General features: G+C 37.7%; 10 protein-coding genes. 2 read left to right on the top strand and 8 right to left on the bottom strand.

Going from position 1 to position 16313, the window contains the following annotated elements:
* The first annotated feature begins 7 nt into the window (after positions 1–7).
* Positions 8–1285, top strand: a complete 1278-nt coding sequence (locus ACB104_RS09750; RefSeq protein ID WP_370478293.1) for a glycosyltransferase — start codon at positions 8–10, stop codon at positions 1283–1285.
* Between the two features lie 10 nt (positions 1286–1295).
* Here the strand turns inward: ACB104_RS09750 and ACB104_RS09745 are convergent, their stop codons facing one another.
* The 8 genes from ACB104_RS09745 to ACB104_RS09710 all read right to left on the bottom strand — a co-directional run bounded on the left by ACB104_RS09745 (position 1296) and on the right by ACB104_RS09710 (position 12896).
* A complete protein-coding gene (locus ACB104_RS09745; protein WP_370478292.1) occupies positions 1296–1871 on the bottom strand; it encodes a YdeI/OmpD-associated family protein in 576 nt (191 codons plus the stop codon).
* A gap of 2 nt (positions 1872–1873) precedes the next feature.
* Entirely contained in the window at positions 1874–3511 is a 1638-nt protein-coding gene (locus ACB104_RS09740; RefSeq protein ID WP_370478291.1) for a M1 family metallopeptidase, read from the bottom strand.
* A 12-nt stretch (positions 3512–3523) separates the two neighbouring features.
* A complete protein-coding gene (locus ACB104_RS09735; protein ID WP_370478289.1) occupies positions 3524–4858 on the bottom strand; it encodes a M28 family peptidase in 1335 nt (444 codons plus the stop codon).
* Positions 4859–4950: 92 nt separating this feature from the next.
* Positions 4951–6762, bottom strand: a complete 1812-nt coding sequence (locus tag ACB104_RS09730; protein WP_370478288.1) for an acyl-CoA dehydrogenase FadE — start codon at positions 6760–6762, stop codon at positions 4951–4953.
* A gap of 32 nt (positions 6763–6794) precedes the next feature.
* A complete protein-coding gene (locus ACB104_RS09725; protein WP_370478287.1) occupies positions 6795–7985 on the bottom strand; it encodes an acetyl-CoA C-acyltransferase in 1191 nt (396 codons plus the stop codon).
* A gap of 78 nt (positions 7986–8063) precedes the next feature.
* The gene (locus tag ACB104_RS09720) at positions 8064–10472 is read right to left on the bottom strand and encodes a 3-hydroxyacyl-CoA dehydrogenase/enoyl-CoA hydratase family protein (protein ID WP_370478285.1); all 2409 of its coding nucleotides are present in this window, start codon (positions 10470–10472) and stop codon (positions 8064–8066) included.
* 11 nt (positions 10473–10483) lie between these two features.
* Positions 10484–10927 carry a MarR family winged helix-turn-helix transcriptional regulator gene (locus ACB104_RS09715; protein ID WP_370478283.1) on the bottom strand — a complete coding sequence of 148 codons (444 nt, stop codon included), beginning with the start codon at positions 10925–10927 and terminating at the stop codon, positions 10484–10486.
* 199 nt (positions 10928–11126) lie between these two features.
* The gene (locus ACB104_RS09710) at positions 11127–12896 is read right to left on the bottom strand and encodes an AMP-dependent synthetase/ligase (RefSeq protein ID WP_370478282.1); all 1770 of its coding nucleotides are present in this window, start codon (positions 12894–12896) and stop codon (positions 11127–11129) included.
* A gap of 222 nt (positions 12897–13118) precedes the next feature.
* Here ACB104_RS09710 and ppdK point away from each other — a divergent pair, with 222 nt between their 5' ends.
* Entirely contained in the window at positions 13119–15848 is a 2730-nt protein-coding gene (ppdK, locus tag ACB104_RS09705) for a pyruvate, phosphate dikinase (protein ID WP_370478280.1), read from the top strand.
* The last annotated feature ends 465 nt before the right edge of the window (positions 15849–16313 follow it).

Here is a 16313-nt window from a genome sequence, read left to right as displayed (position 1 = left end):
TGAAATAATGAAGTCGATATTGATGATCTCTTTGCACGGATATGTAGGTGCCAATGCGGAATTAGGAAAACCAGACACAGGAGGACAAGTAGTTTATGTTTTAGAACTTGCCGAGCGTTTCAGTAGATTGGGAAAGCGTGTAGATTTGGTAACACGACAATTTGAAGACCAACCAGAATACGATCATGTCGATGAAAATTATAGTGTATGGCGCATTCCTTTTGGGGGTAAAAAGTTCATTAGGAAAGAAGATATGCACGATCACCTAAAAAAGTTTGTTACCAATTGTTTGGCAGCCATAAAAAAGGAAAATAAAAAATACGATATTGTATACAGTCATTATTGGGATGCTGGTTGGGCAGGACAAAAAATTGCTGAAGAGTTGGGTATATCGCATGTTCATACACCCCATTCTTTGGGTTGGTGGAAACAGCATACCATGGGAAGTGATATGGAAGAAGAGGAAATGGAAAAAAACTACCGCTTTAAGGAGCGAATTAGAAAAGAATATTTTGTATATCAAATGTGTAATTATGTTATTGCTACTACATTGCCGCAAGTTGATTTACTTACCCAGCAATACGATGTTCTGCCAAGAAATTGTGGTATGATTCCCCCGGGAATTGATGAAAACAGATTTTATCCCATACCGTCAAAAGAGAACGACAAAATTCGTGAAAAATATGATATACACCCCACAGATATTTTGGCTTTAGGTAGAATGGCACATAACAAAGGATATGATTTGCTTTTGCAGGCATTGCCAACCGTTTTTGAACTTTGCCCCGAGGCAAGATTAGTCGCTGCAATTGGTGGCGACCAATCTGCTCAAGATGATAAAGGTGTTGCGGGTTTAAAAAAGCTTGCTGGAGAACTTGGGGTTTTAGATAAGATAACCTGGAAAAATTATGTAGCAGATAAAGATTTGGCAAATGTGTATCGATCGGCCAATATTTTCGCTATGCCTTCAAGGTATGAACCATTTGGAATGGTTGCTATTGAAGCCATGGCTTGTGGTACGCCAAGTGTAGTGACGGTTCATGGTGGTCTTTATGATTTAATTGATTTTGGAAATCAGGCGTTGTTCGCCGACCCGCACAGACCTTTGGAATTTGGTGCCATGATGTCTATGCCTTTGTTATATCCTAAGTTACGCAATGAACTATCTGTTGAAGGCGCCCGTTTTGCAAGGCGTAATTTTGGTTGGACAGGTATTGCTAAGCGCATATTAGCAATATTCAACAGTTCAATTAACCAAAGATCGATGGAATCGAGTATTTATTAGCAGTATAAGATTAATACTGGTCTCTAGATTTTATATTATCAGCACATAATTGAATAATTTGGGTAATGCGCTTTTTTCGTGTGTCCTCTCGTTTGGCTTGATTTAGCCAGTATAGATAGCTTTTTCGGTATGAAGGAGCATAGTTTCGGTAGTTGTTAAAAGCTATGGTATTTTTATCAAATTCATTTTGCAAATCTTCAGGTATCACACCATTTTCAACATCATCCAAAGCGGTCCAACTTCCATTTTGTTTTGCGATTTCGATGGTTTTTAATCCGCTTTCGTGCATTAAATCATCCGTAATCAATTCTTCGATATACCTTTTGTTCAATGCACTCCAAACACTTTTTTCATTTCTTGGGGTGAAGTATTGCCTTCTTTTTCCATTGCCCAAGCTTTTTACTGTAGAATCTATCCAGCCATAACATAGCGCAACTTTAACGGCTTTTTCCCACCGCATGCTTTCATTTTTATGTTCTACTTTAAAAAAAATCAAGTAAATGCCTGTTGATGATTTATGATTTTCGTGCAACCAAACACGCCATTCAATATCCTTTTTAAAATATAATTCAGGTAATTGCGCCAAGGCTAAATCTTTTTCGTATAAACATAAAAATCGGCATCAACATTAAATGAATTGATTTTATCGTCCAGCATTAATGTTTTCCATTCTGCTTTAGGAAATAGCCATTGTTCTTTTTCATTTATGTTGATTTGTATGGGCATATCGAACTTGTCCACAATATTGGTCCATCTGTATTTAAGTTCGCGTTTGTTTATTTCATATTCTAATGTTGGAATTTTTGTGGTTCTTAAATACTGATTGAAAAATTCGGTTAAATCAATGCCCGTTTCGTTTGAAAGAAAGTCTTCAATTTGTTTGGAATTTACGGTTTGGTGATAAAACGTAACATTTATTTTACGAAGAATCTTTCGCCATTTTTCATCGTCTTCAATAAGTTGACGTAAGGTGTGCAACATGTTGGAGGCTTTATAATACATGTCTATTGGGCCTGCACTGTTAACATCATAATAGCTTATTACAGGTCTTTCGTTTTCAATATTTCTGCGGGTGCCAATAACGTATTCGGCCGAAGCTTCTTTTCCGTAATAATAATCCAAAAAGAGATTTTCAGAATAAGCAGTGAAACCTTCATGAACCCACATGTCGGCAACATCTTTAGTCGTAATATTGTTAGCAAACCATTCGTGCCCAGATTCATGTATGATGATAAAATCGAATTTTAGACCCCAACCTGTACCCGATAGGTCATTTCCCAAATAACCATTTTTAAATTGGTTGCCATAAGTAACGCTGCTTTGGTGCTCCATGCCTAAATAAGGAACCTCAACCAATTTATAACCATCTTTATAAAATGGGTATTGACCAAACCAATATTCAAAGGCCTTCATCATTTTAGGAGCGTCTTTGAAATGTTTTTTGGCTTTTTCTAAATTGTCTTTTAAGACATAGTAATCCATATCAAGATTTCCAGCCATGCCTTCATAGACCTCAGAAAAATGGACGTAGTTGCCAATATTTATATTGACTCCGTAGTTGTTGATAGGATTGCCCACAAACCAAGAATACGTTTTTGTGTCACCAATTTGCTCAACCTTTCTTAGTCTTCCGTTGGAAACATCAAGTAGTTTTGAAGGTACATTAACACTAATGAGCATGCTATCCACTTCGTCGTACATATGATCTTTACAAGGCCACCAAACACTTGCACCCAAACCTTGGCACGATGAAGCAATAAAATGATTGCCATTGGCGTCTTTTTTCCATGAAATGCCTCCGTCCCATGGTGCTCTTATGGCTTCCTTTGGATGGCCTTCATAAAATACTTCCAAACTTTTTACTTCACCTATTTCTTGATTTTCAGATAGTTTTATAAAATGGGCGTTGCCATCGTTCTTTATTTCCAACTCCTTGCCATTTTGAACTGCTTTTGAAAGTTTCATAGGTGGTTGCAAATCAATTTGCATGACCGATTGATTTTTTAAAACCTTGTATTGAATGGTGTTTTTTCCTGAAATAAATTTATCATCAGGGTCAACTTTAATATCGAGGTGATAATATGTTAAATCCCACCATTCGCGTTCGGGGGTTATGCTTCCCCTTAATGTATCCTGTCTTGTAAAAGCAGGTTTTTCAGAAAGCAAATTCTGGGCAAAAGTAATATGGATTGAAATAAGAGCCAAAAGGCAAAATAGATTCTTCATTTATTTTATTTTTTAATCTCTAAAAACTTTATTTGGAAATACAACGACGCTTTCAAAACCATTTTCATTGACCGAAGCGACTCCAAAAAAGTAATTATCAATAACAATACCATCCAACATAAATTCTGAAACATCTCCTACATATCTACTGTTGTCCCAAGTTGGAGAAGTGGTGTCGCGCCAATAAATTTTATAGCCTTTGGCCCCATCAACTTTGTCCCATTTTAACTTTACTGAAGGCTCAACAATACCACCGATACTGACGTTGGCTGGAGCAGGGGAGGCTGATGCCAAACTAGCCAAATTTATTACATTTACGGCGGTTAGTTTTTTTGCATAATCAAAGTTTACGTGTTCAATAACATCGCCATATTTAATGCCATTTTCTTCACGGATATCTTGGTGCTGTTGATTATAATTTTCATGTGCTTCCATAATTCTGATACCGCCAAAACCTAAGTCATTAAATGGACGATGATGTCCGCCTCGACCAAATCTGTCCAACCTGTAAACCATCATCGGGTTCATTTCTGGCATATAGGTTTCAACGTTTTTGTATACATAGCGGGCTAACTGACGTGAAATACCATCCACTTCACCGCCATAATACCTTCTCATCATACGTTCCCTTTCTGTTTCATTTGGGGGCACAGGTTCCGAGAAAATCCTAAAGGTGCGATTGTCAATTACGCCATCAACACCTTTTATATTTCCAATCATATCATTATTTAAAACACCAATAATCTCCCAGCCTTTTTCTTTGGCATATTTAGCTAAGCCTGCGCCACCAAAAAGACCTTGTTCTTCGCCAGAAAGCCCAACATATATGATACTGCTTTCAAATTTATATTTTGAAAGCACTCTGGCCGCTTCAATAGTTCCTGCCATTCCTGATGCATTATCGTTTGCACCAGGTGCATCTTTTGTGAAATCTGATCCATCGCTATTTCTTGAATCAATATCACCACTCATGATAATATATCTATTGGGGTATTTTGTACCTTTTTGAATGGCAACTACATTAACAACCCATACGTCATGGGGTACGCGGTCATTTCCTTTTTTTGTAACAAAATCTTTTTGATAAAACACATCAATACAGCCATCACAATTTTCCGATATGGCTTCAAACTCTTTTTTAATCCAACGTCTTGCAGCCCCAATACCTCTGGTGTTTGATAGGGTGTCGCTAAAGGTATTTCTTGTACCAAAGTTTACCAACGTCCTTATGTCTTTTTCAATTCTATCAGCAGAAACAGCATCTATAATATCGTACAACTGTTGGTCTTTCTGTGCTAAACTTAACATTGTTGAGCATAAAATGCCTATAAAAATTAATCTTTTCATGTTTAAAATTTTATCTAAAATACTGAAAATAAAAACGCCCCGAAATAATTTCAAGGCGCTTTTAAAAATTGAGTTAGTCACTTTTAATCTGCCTAGAAGCAGTATTTATTTTCATTAATTACTTTTTGGGCAATAATGTGTCTTAGTTCAATAATATTGGGCATGTTTACATATTTAATGTAGCGTCTTAAGCCCATGAGCATCATGCGTTGTTCATCTCCTTTGGAGAATGAAATTATTGAATGTTTTCCAGCAGTTTCAATAACGTCAATAGCATGGAACAAATTTAATTTAGCCATGGCTATTTGTTCTTTTGCATTTTCTTCTCCTTCTTTTTTTGCCATTTTCTCTGCTCTTAAAATGGCTGATTCTGCCAAATAGATTTGGATTAAAATATCGGAAGCTGCTAACATTAATTGCTGTTGTTGCTCAATTTTCTCTCCGTATTTCTTTAAAGCTGCACCAGCAACCATCAAAAACAGTTTTTTAAGGTTTTTGATGATGCTTTTTTCTTCTGAAAACAATTCTGAGAAATCTTGTGGTTCAAAAGAAGGAATTCCGACTAATTCTTCAGCTACTGCTTGGGCTGGAGTCAACAGGTCAACATGACCTTTCATGGCTTTTTTGATGAGCATTCCGATACAAAGCATTCTGTTGATCTCATTTGTGCCTTCATAAATTCTGGAAATTCGGGCATCGCGCCAAGCAGATTCTATTGGTGTTTCTTCAGAAAAGCCCATACCTCCAAATATTTGAATGCCTTCATCAGTGCATTTTTGAACGAATTCCGAAACGGCTACTTTAAGAATGGAGCACTCAATGGCATATTCCTCAACACCTTTCAATTCGGCTTCCTGATGTGAATCTTTGCCATTGTTTTTACGAATGGTAATGCGTTCTTCAATATTTTTTGAAGCACGATAGGTAGCCGCTTCACCTACCCAGCAGTTGGTAGCCATTTCTGCAAGTTTTTGACGAATGGCGCCGAAGCTTGAAATTGGCGTTTTAAATTGAATGCGCTCGTTGGCATATTTAACGGATTCCGTGATGGTTCGTCTTTGGGCGTCTAAACAAGCTGCCGCCAATTTAATCCTTCCAACGTTCAAGGCATTCATGGCAATTTTAAAACCGTTTCCTCTGGTTGAAAGCATATTTTCAACTGGAACAATGGTGTCATTAAAAAATACCTGTCTGGTTGAGGAAGCACGTATGCCTAATTTGTGTTCTTCTTCACCCATGGTGATACCATTAGGATTTTCTGGGTCGTATTCAACAATAAAGCCAGTGATGTTTTTATCGTCTTCTATTCTGGCAAAAACAATCATTAGGCTACAGAATCCGGCGTTGGAAATCCACATTTTTTGACCTGTAATTTTATAATGTGTTCCATCTTCCGAAAGTACGGCTTTTGTTTTTCCGGAGTTGGCATCGCTACCTGCACTTGGTTCGGTTAAACAATAGGAACCAAACCATTCGCCCGTTGCCAGTTTAGGGACATATCTTTGCTTTTGTTCTTCATTGCCATATAATGTAATAGGCATGGTGCCAATACCCGTATGAGCTCCGAATGCTGTGCTGAAAGAACCTGTTGCCCCAGAAATATAGTCGCAAACCAACACGGTATCTACAAAGCCCATGCCCATTCCACCATATTCTTCAGGAACAGCAATACTTAAAAACCCTAATTCTCCAGCTTTCTGCATGCAAGATTCAGTAAGGGCATAATCTTTCTTCTCAAATTGTGCTTTTTTTGCCCAAATCTCCCTATCAACAAATTCAGTAACAGCTTCCTTCATCATAAGCTGGTCTTCGTTGAAATCTTCAGGTGTAAAAATGTCTTCGCAGTCAATTTCTTTTACCAAGAATTGGCCTCCGCGTAAAATATCTTTTTCTTTAGTTCCCATAGTTTTATAGTATTTAGATTTGAGTTCTATGTTTAGTTTAAAAATTCAAATATGCCACAAGCACCTTGCCCTGTACCAACACACATGGTTACAGCACCATATTTTCCTTTCATGTTTCGTTTGCGCATCTCATCAAATAATTGAACCGAAAGTTTAGCTCCAGTACAGCCTAGTGGATGACCTAAAGCAATGGCACCTCCATTTACATTTACGATATCTGGATTTAAGTTTAATTCCCGTATCACTGCTAAGGATTGTGATGCAAACGCTTCGTTAAGTTCTATTAATTCTAAATCATTTTGTTTCAAGCCAGCAAGTTTTAATGCTTTTGGAATGGCTTTTACCGGACCAATACCCATAATTCGTGGTTCAACACCGGCGGCAGCGTAATTTACCAATCTGGCAATAGGTTCTAAATTTAATTCTTTCACCATATCTTCACCCATGATTAAAATAAAAGCTGCTCCATCACTCATTTGTGATGAATTCCCAGCCGTTACACTTCCACCTTGGGCGAAAACAGGTTTTAATCTAGCCAAGGCTTCCAAATTTGTATCTTTTCTCGGGCCTTCATCTTTGGTGACTGTATAGGATTTTGTTGCCTTTTTTCCATTGGAATCAATATAAGTTTCTTCAACTTCAATCGGTGCAATTTGGTCTTGAAAACGATTTTCGGCTTGAGCTTTTAAAGCTTTTATGTGTGAATTATATGCGAATTTATCCTGGTCTTCACGGGACACTTTGAATTGATTCGCAACAGCTTCAGCGGTATTTCCCATGCCCCAATAATAATCTTCATGACCAGAATTTATTAGGTCATAGTTCAATTCAGGTTTAAATCCTGTCATAGGAACGGCACTCATACTTTCTGCACCTCCTGCGATAATACAATCGGCCATTCCTGCTTGAATTTTAGCAGCAGCAATGGCGATGGTCTCGACACCCGAAGAACAAAAACGATTAACGGTTACACCGGGTACATCCACAATATTTAAACCCATTAGCGAAATTAAACGGGCCATGTTTAAACCTTGTGAACCTTCAGGCATGGCGTTGCCAACAATAACATCATCAATTCTGGTTTTGTCAAAATTGGGCAATTTATCCATCATATACTTAATGGTTTCAGCCGCTAATTCATCCGTTCTTTTAAAACGAAAAACGCCTTTGGGTGCTTTACCAACTGCAGTTCTATATGCTTTAACTATATATGCTTGTTTCATAATTTTAGATTTTTAGGTGATTAGATTTTTAGACCGTTCAGATTTCTAAATATCTAGAAATCTAACAATCTTATCTGTCTAATTTCGCAATGGTTTTCCGGTTTTAAGCATATGCTGAATTCGTTCTAATGTTTTTCGTTCAGTACATAAACTAAGGAATGCTTCGCGTTCCAAATCCAATAGGTATTGCTCACTGACTAATGTAGGTTCAGACAAATCACCTCCAGTCATTACATAGGCGAGTTTGTTGGCTATTTTGTGGTCGTGCTCGCTAATGTAGTTTGATGCCTCCATAGAATCGGTTCCAACTAAAAACATGCCCAAAGCCTGTTTTCCCAAAACTTTCACATCGTTGCGCTTTACAGGTTTTGTGTAACCTGCTTCCGCTAGTAATTTGGCATGGGCTTTTGCAGTGGCAATTTGGCGGTCTTTATTGACCACAACAATATCTTTTCCTCGTTGAAGCACCCCTAAATCAAAAGCTTCGTAGCCTGAAGTAGATACTTTTGCCATGCCAATAGTCAGGAAATGCTCGCGCAAAACATTCAATTCTACATCACCTTTTCTAAAAGTATCTGAAGCCCTCAAGGCCATCTCTTTGGAACCACCTCCACCAGGGATTACTCCAACGCCAAATTCAACAAGTCCCATATAGGTTTCGGCAGCGGCCACAACTTTATCAGCGTGCATAGATAGTTCGCAAGCACCGCCCAAAGACATGCCATGTGGCGCTGAAATGGTTGGTATAGACGAATAGCGCATACGCATCATCGTATCTTGAAAATACTTAATGGCTCCGTTCAATTCCTCATATTCTTGCTCAACGGCCATCATGAAAATCATGCCTATATTGGCACCAACTGAGAAATTTGCTCCTTGGTTACCAATTACCAAGCCGTCAAAATCTTTTTCTGCTAAATCAATTGCTTTGTTCAATCCTGCCAAAACATCACCTCCAATGGTGTTCATTTTAGACTGGAATTCACAATTAAGAATACCATCTCCCAAGTCTTCAATTACAACACCATCGTTTTTGAATACTTGATAGGATTTCCTGATATTATCCAATATGATAAAGGCGTCTTGACCTGGTACTTTTTGTTGCGATTTGGATTGAATATCATAAAAATAAGTGTTCCCTTTTTTTACGGTATAAAATGAAGAACTGCCCGAAGCCAACATATCATTTACCCAAGGGGCGGGCTCCAAACCTTCTGCTTTCATGAGTTCTATGCCTTTTTCAACACCAACGGCATCCCAAATTTGAAAAGGACCGTGCTCCCACCCAAAGCCTGCCTTCATGGCATCATCAATTTTAAATAGTTCATCCGAAATTTCAGGAACTCTTTTGGAAACATAGGCGAACATGGCAGTGAAGTTTTTACGATAGAATTCACCTGCTTTATCTTTACCAGAGATTAAAATTGGAAAACGGTCAATGACTTTATCAACCGACTTTGTAAGTTCTAAGGTTGCGAATTTTGCCGATTTTTTTGCCCTATATTCTAAGGTGTTCAGGTCTAAAGACAGAATTTCAGTGTTACCATCAGCACCTGTTACCTTTTTATAAAAACCCTTTCCTGTTTTGCTACCCAACCATTTGTTTTCCATCATGGTATTGATGAAATCTGGCAGTTTGAATAATTCGTGCGCTTCATCATTTCGACAATTTTCATAAATCCCATGAGCAACGTGCACCAAAGTATCCAATCCAACCACATCAACCGTTCGGAATGTCGCCGATTTTGGGCGACCAATCACCGGGCCAGTAAGTTTGTCTACTTCTTCAATGGTTAAATCCATCTCTTTTACCTGATGTAACAAGCTTTGAATGCCAAATATACCAATGCGATTACCGATAAATGCAGGTGTGTCTTTAGCAACTACCGAAGTTTTCCCAAGAAACTGTTCACCATAACCATTTAGAAAGTCTAACACATCTTGAGAGGTTTTAGGCCCAGGAATAATTTCAAATAATTTTAAGTATCGTGCTGGATTAAAAAAGTGGGTGCCACAGAAATGTTTTTGAAAATCCTCAGTTCTCCCTTCACTCATAAATTTTATGGGAATACCTGATGTATTACTGGTAATGAGCGTTCCTGGTGTCCTGTGTTTTTCAAGTTTTTCAAAAACCTGCTTTTTAATATCAAGTCTTTCAACCACAACTTCCATAATCCAATCAACGTGGGCAACTTTGGCAATGTCATCCTCTAAATTACCTGTCATGATTCTACTGGCAAACTTTTGATGGTAAATAGGCGAGGGCTTAGATTTTAATGCAGTGGCCAAAGCATCGTTGACCAACCTATTTCTTACCACTTTATCTTCTAAAGTTAAACCTTTGGCTTTTTCCTTGTCGTTAAGTTCTCTAGGGATAATATCCAACAAAAGCACTTCTACGCCAATATTGGCAAAATGGCAAGCAATACCACTTCCCATGATACCTGAACCTACAATAGCTACTTTTTTAATTCTTCTTTTACTCATTTTATAAATGACTAATCGTTTTGATTAAATATTTTTTTATTGCTGACCATATCATTAATCACTTCGGCGACTTCATAAAAATGGTTGATTTTTTCTTCGGAAATATGACTTCTAATGGTTTCATTGAATTGTAAAACCTTTTCTCTGGATTGGGCTCTTTTTTCACGACCAAATTCGGTAAGCATAATAATAACGCCTCGACCGTCATCTGGATTAGGGTGGCGTTCAATCAGTCCCCTTTTTTCCATTGTTTTTAATATTCTGGATAAACTGGTGGCTTCCATACCCATTTTTGGTCCCAAGGCTGTTGATGGTGTGCCTTTTTCGGGGTCAATGCTCAATAGAGTGAAGCCTGTTGCCATTGTACTTTCAAATTTTGCGGCTTCTTCGTTGTACATTTTTTGAACACAAAGCCAAGTTGTTCGCAATACGTAATCAATGGTTTTATCTTTCATCAAATAGTTTTGGTTTTAACGTTCTTTGACAGATGTAATTAGCTATTAAGTTTTATCTTGCTATTTAACTAGAATAGGGCTAAATTTGGTCTGACTGCACCAAATATAGCAAAATTTGTTATGCATGCATAACAAATTTTGCTAAAATTCCAAAAATTTTTGTTTTTCTAACTTTTGGGAAGAATTGATATTTTTCCTATTAGGGCCTGTATATGTTTTCAATCAAACTGGCATATTTTTGTTTGATGATGTCCCTCTTCATTTTCATAGTTGGTGTTAAATGCCCGCTTTCAATGGACCAGATTTCGGGCGTTAATTCAAAGGCCTTTATTTGTTCCCATTTACCAAACTTCTGGTTGCATTTATCAATCTCTTTTTGAATTCTTTTTTGAACAATTTCAGAGTTTGAAATGTCTTCAAAAGACTTCCCTATTTTGTGTTTCTTTTGCGCAATCCATTCTTGGATAAACTCAAAATTGGGCTGTATTAATGCGGCAGGCATTTTTTCACCCTCACCAATAACCATAATTTGTTCTATAAACCGCGATTGTTTTAATTCGTTTTCAAGTAATGTGGGGATTACGTACTTACCGCCAGATGTTTTAAACATTTCTTTCTTGCGTCCCGTAATTTTAAGGAAACCATCAGCATCAATTTCGCCTTTATCTCCTGTATGGAAATAATCTCCGGTCATCACACTGGCCGTTTTTTCTGGGTCTTTATAGTAACCCATCATAACGTTAGGGCCTTTGCAAAGAATCTCGCCGTCTTCAGCAATTTTTACTTCAACGCCGTCAATCACTTTGCCAACATAACCAATTTTCCAATTGTTATTGCGTTTATCGCTGGCTGATATTCCTGGAGATGTTTCAGTTAACCCATAACATTCCATAATTGGCATATTTGCCGCCCCAAAAATTCTGCCCAATCTTGGCTGCAAGGCAGCACTTCCTGAGGCCATGAAAACGATATTGCCACCCAACGCTTCTTGCCATTTTTTAAAAATCAGCTTGCGGGCAATGCCCAATTTAAAGGCGTACCAAGGGCCATTTTGTTTATATGGTTTATAATTAGCGCCTACTTCAACCGCCCAAAAAAATAATTTCTTTTTCAATCCGGTTAATTCGGCTCCTTTGGCAATAATTTTATCGTAAACTTTCTCAATCAACCTTGGTACTACCGTCATGGTGGAAGGTTTAATTTCCCTAGCATTATCACCTATTTTTTCAATAGCTTCAGCAAAATAGGTTTCAATGCTTACATATTGGTATAGATAGGTGAAAACACGTTCAAAAATATGGCAGATAGGAAGAAAGCTCAAAGCTCTGTCACCAAATGATAACGGAAACCTTTTACGGGCAGCAAGCACATTGGATACAATATTGTTATGCGACAACATAACCCCTTTGGGTTTGCCCGTGGTTCCTGAGGTGTAAATAATGGTTGCCAATTCTTCTGGCTTTACATCAGCTTTTCGGTCTTCAACCTCATTTTGATTACTGTTGTCTTTACCAAGTTCCAATAATTCTGAATAATGCTTGCAACCTTTTATGTGGTCAAAGGTATATATTTCCTTGAGCTGGGTTTTGGGTTTTACCTGATTGATTTTTTCCATAACCTCGTCATCTGAAACAAAGCAGTAAATAGATTCGCTATGGTTTAAAATATACTCGTAATCTTCGGCACTAATTGTTGGATAAATAGGAATATTTTGTGCGCCAACCTGAAGAACGCCAATATCAACAATATTCCATTCGGTTCTATTGGTAGAAGAAATAACGGCAATTTTATCATTCTTTTTTATGCCAAGTTTTAGCAAAGCCCTGCTAATTGCATTCGCCTTATCAATGTATTCCTGCGTAGAAGTGCTTACCCATTCGCCGTTATATTTTGTGACCAAGCACGCTTCCAAAGGATGGTTTTTTAGCTGGTAATAAGGAAAATCAAAAAGTCTGGTTATTTCTTTCATGCTTATTTGTAAAGTCTAGTATTGCAAAATATGAAATTAAAAATGATTTTCAAATAGTGAGATTGAAGGGCTGATTCCCATTTATACTTTACAGCCTGAACTTCAAATATTTCATCTTTTAAAACCATAAATAATATGACTTATGTCATTGAAAAGCATCAAATACCAAATTAATTTTACAGGGACATTAAAAACGTTCAAAAAATTAAAAATATAAATATTATGGAATTACTTGAAGCAGAGAAAACCCATGTGTACAGATTTGGTAACAAGTCTGCTGATGGGAATAGCAAAATGCGAAATCTTTTGGGAGGAAAAGGAGCCAATTTAGCTGAAATGAGTTCAATTGGTATTCCGGTACCGCCTGGATTCACCATCACAACCGAAGTTTGTACCGAATACAATTTATTGGGAAAAGATGCGGTGGTTGAAATGATTAAAAGTGAAGTGGAGGCATCCATCGACAATATTGAAAATCTAATGGGCTCTTCTTTTGGTGATAAGGAAAATCCGCTTTTGGTGTCCGTTAGGTCTGGAGCAAGGGTTTCCATGCCTGGTATGATGGATACTGTTTTAAACCTTGGTATAAATGATGAAGTGGTTGTTGGCTTAGCCAAAAAAACCAATAATGAACATTTTGCCTGGGATTCCTATCGCCGTTTTATTCAAATGTATGGTGGAGTAGTTTTAGGAATGAAACCAGCTTCAAAAGAAGATATCGATCCTTTTGAAGAAATTATGGAAAATCTAAAAGGAAAAAGAGGGATTCAACTAGATACCGAATTTACTGTTCAGGATTTAAAAGATTTAGTTTATGATTTTAAGGAAGCTGTAAAAAAACGAACCGGACATAATTTCCCATCGAATCCTTGGGATCAACTTTGGGGCGCTATAGTTGCCGTCTTTAATAGCTGGAATGGTGATCGTGCCATTTATTACCGAAACATGCATGGGTATCCGGAAGATTGGGGAACTGCTGTAAATGTACAGGCCATGGTTTATGGCAATATGGGTGATAACTCAGGAACTGGCGTTTGTTTTACACGTGATGCCGGAACTGGAGAGAATGTTTTTAACGGTGAATATTTAATCAATGCACAAGGTGAAGATGTAGTTGCGGGTGTTAGAACACCACAACAAATCACCAAATTAGGTTCACAACGTTGGGCAGAATTGGCTAAAATTGAAGAAGCCGAGCGTTTGGAAAAATATCCTTCTCTTGAAGAATTGATGCCTTCTATTTATGCGGAGTTGAATAGCTATCAACAAAAACTTGAAGATCACTACCGTGACATGCAAGATATGGAGTTTACCATTCAAGATGGAAAACTGTGGATTCTTCAAACCAGAAATGGTAAACGCACAGGTGCCGCTATGGTTAAAATTGCAGTCGATCTTTTAAAAGAAGGCAAAATAAATGATAAAGAGGCTCTATTACGTATTGAACCTAACAAGTTGGATGAATTATTACACCCTGTTTTTGATCCTAAAGCATTGAAGTCGGCACACGTAATCGCACAAGGATTACCAGCATCTCCGGGTGCTGCAACTGGTAAAATCGTATTTTTTGCCGACGAAGCCAACAAATTCAAAAACAGTATTTTGGTTCGTATTGAAACCTCTCCCGAAGATTTGGAAGGTATGCACATTGCCAAAGGTATTTTAACCGCTCGTGGCGGAATGACCTCGCATGCTGCTGTTGTTGCCCGCGGTATGGGTAAATGTTGTGTTTCTGGAGCGGGTGCTTTAAAAATCAATTATAAAGCCAGAACCCTTACTGTTGATGGACATGAATACCATGAAGGCGATTGGATTTCATTGAATGGTTCTACCGGAAACATTATTGAAGGTAAAGTTGCTACCCGTGAGCCCGAGTTAACCGGTGAGTTTGCTGAAATCATGGAGCTGTCAGATAAATATGGTGTTATGAAAGTTAGAACCAATGCCGATACACCAAACGATGCACGTGTTGCAAGAGGCTTTGGTGCCCAAGGAATTGGACTGACTAGAACAGAACACATGTTCTTTGAAGTGGATAGAATCAAGGCGATGCGCGAAATGATTTTAGCAGATACCGTTAAAGGTAGAAAACTAGCCTTGCAAGAATTATTGCCAATGCAGCGTGAAGATTTTGAAGGTATTTTTGAAGCCATGGAAGGTCTACCTGTAACTATTCGATTATTAGACCCACCATTACATGAGTTTGTACCTCACCAATTGGCAACGCAAAAAGAGTTGGCAGATGAGATGCATATTTCACTTCAGGCCGTGAAAAATAAAGTGGCCGAACTGGAGGAGTTTAACCCAATGTTGGGTCATCGTGGTTGCCGATTGGGTAACACGTATCCAGAAATTACTGAAATGCAAACACGTGCCATTATTGAAGCTGCACTTAATCTAAAAGAAAAAGGCATGACTGTGGTTCCCGAAATTATGGTGCCATTGGTTGGTACATTAAAAGAGTTTGAGGCACAGGAAAAAATCATTAGAGATACTGCCAACAAGGTTTTTGAAGAACGAAATGATAAGGTGGAATATTTGGTTGGTACTATGATTGAGATTCCTAGAGCTGCTTTAATGGCCGATAAAATTGCGGAAAAAGCAGATTTCTTCTCGTTTGGTACAAATGACTTGACCCAATTAACCTTTGGTTATTCCCGCGATGATGCTGGTAAGTTCTTACCAATATACATTCAAAAAGGTATTTTAAAAGTAGATCCTTTTGAAGTCTTGGATCAAGAAGGTGTTGGCCAATTGGTTAAAGTGGGAGCCGAAAGAGGTAGAAGCGTTAAACCAAATTTAAAAGTCGGGATTTGTGGTGAGCACGGTGGCGAGCCAAGCTCTGTGGAGTTTTGCTATAAAACTGGCATGAACTATGTAAGTTGTTCACCTTTTAGAGTGCCAATTGCCAGATTGGTGGCAGCCCAAGCTGTGATTAAAGAAAGAATTTGATAGGTTATATTTCTTAGTTTTCATGAAAAAAGTCCCGAGGTAAATTTTCTCCTCGGGACTTTTTTAATTGTTATTTAAAAGTTAGGATTTGCGTTAAACCAAGCTCTTTTTTTTATGGTGCGAACTTTTTGCGTTGCTTCATATTTATAATGTCAATGCCTAGATTGGTGTGGCCTCAAGTAGCGAAAAAAAATCTTTAAGGATTTTTATCTTAATTAATCACAAGCCCACGAATCGATTTTTTTGGTTTGTGGGTTTTATTTTTTTTAGTAATTATTGCTTTTTCGATAGGGTATTTTATCTCCTTATCTCTAAGGGGGAAAAAATTTTTCAATTTTTTTTTGATTTCAAACGTTTTCGTTAATAAGTATTTCTTTAACACTGGCGGTATATGACTTTAATCAGGTTTTTCGATTTATATGTCAGCTAATTTTGTCTCAGTAACCAGAAATGGTTCTTAAAAAA

This window comes from Tamlana flava, from assembly GCF_041287255.1.
Classification (GTDB): Bacteria; Bacteroidota; Bacteroidia; order Flavobacteriales; family Flavobacteriaceae; genus Tamlana; species Tamlana flava.
Note: the sequence above shows the minus strand (reverse complement) of the source record. Positions and strands in the feature narration are given on the sequence as shown.

Excerpts from the sequence above, each read along its gene's own strand:
- ACB104_RS09720 (WP_370478285.1), bottom strand. The coding sequence starts at position 10,472 with ATGAGTAAAAGAAGAATTAAAAAAGTAGCTATTGTAGGTTCAGGTATC.
- ACB104_RS09725 (WP_370478287.1), bottom strand. The coding sequence starts at position 7,985 with ATGAAACAAGCATATATAGTTAAAGCATATAGAACTGCAGTTGGTAAA.
- ACB104_RS09750 (WP_370478293.1), top strand. The coding sequence starts at position 8 with ATGAAGTCGATATTGATGATCTCTTTGCACGGATATGTAGGTGCCAAT.
- ACB104_RS09710 (WP_370478282.1), bottom strand. The coding sequence starts at position 12,896 with ATGAAAGAAATAACCAGACTTTTTGATTTTCCTTATTACCAGCTAAAA.
- ACB104_RS09730 (WP_370478288.1), bottom strand. The coding sequence starts at position 6,762 with ATGGGAACTAAAGAAAAAGATATTTTACGCGGAGGCCAATTCTTGGTA.
- ppdK (WP_370478280.1), top strand. The coding sequence starts at position 13,119 with ATGGAATTACTTGAAGCAGAGAAAACCCATGTGTACAGATTTGGTAAC.
- ACB104_RS09715 (WP_370478283.1), bottom strand. The coding sequence starts at position 10,927 with ATGAAAGATAAAACCATTGATTACGTATTGCGAACAACTTGGCTTTGT.
- ACB104_RS09740 (WP_370478291.1), bottom strand. The coding sequence starts at position 3,511 with ATGAAGAATCTATTTTGCCTTTTGGCTCTTATTTCAATCCATATTACT.
- ACB104_RS09735 (WP_370478289.1), bottom strand. The coding sequence starts at position 4,858 with ATGAAAAGATTAATTTTTATAGGCATTTTATGCTCAACAATGTTAAGT.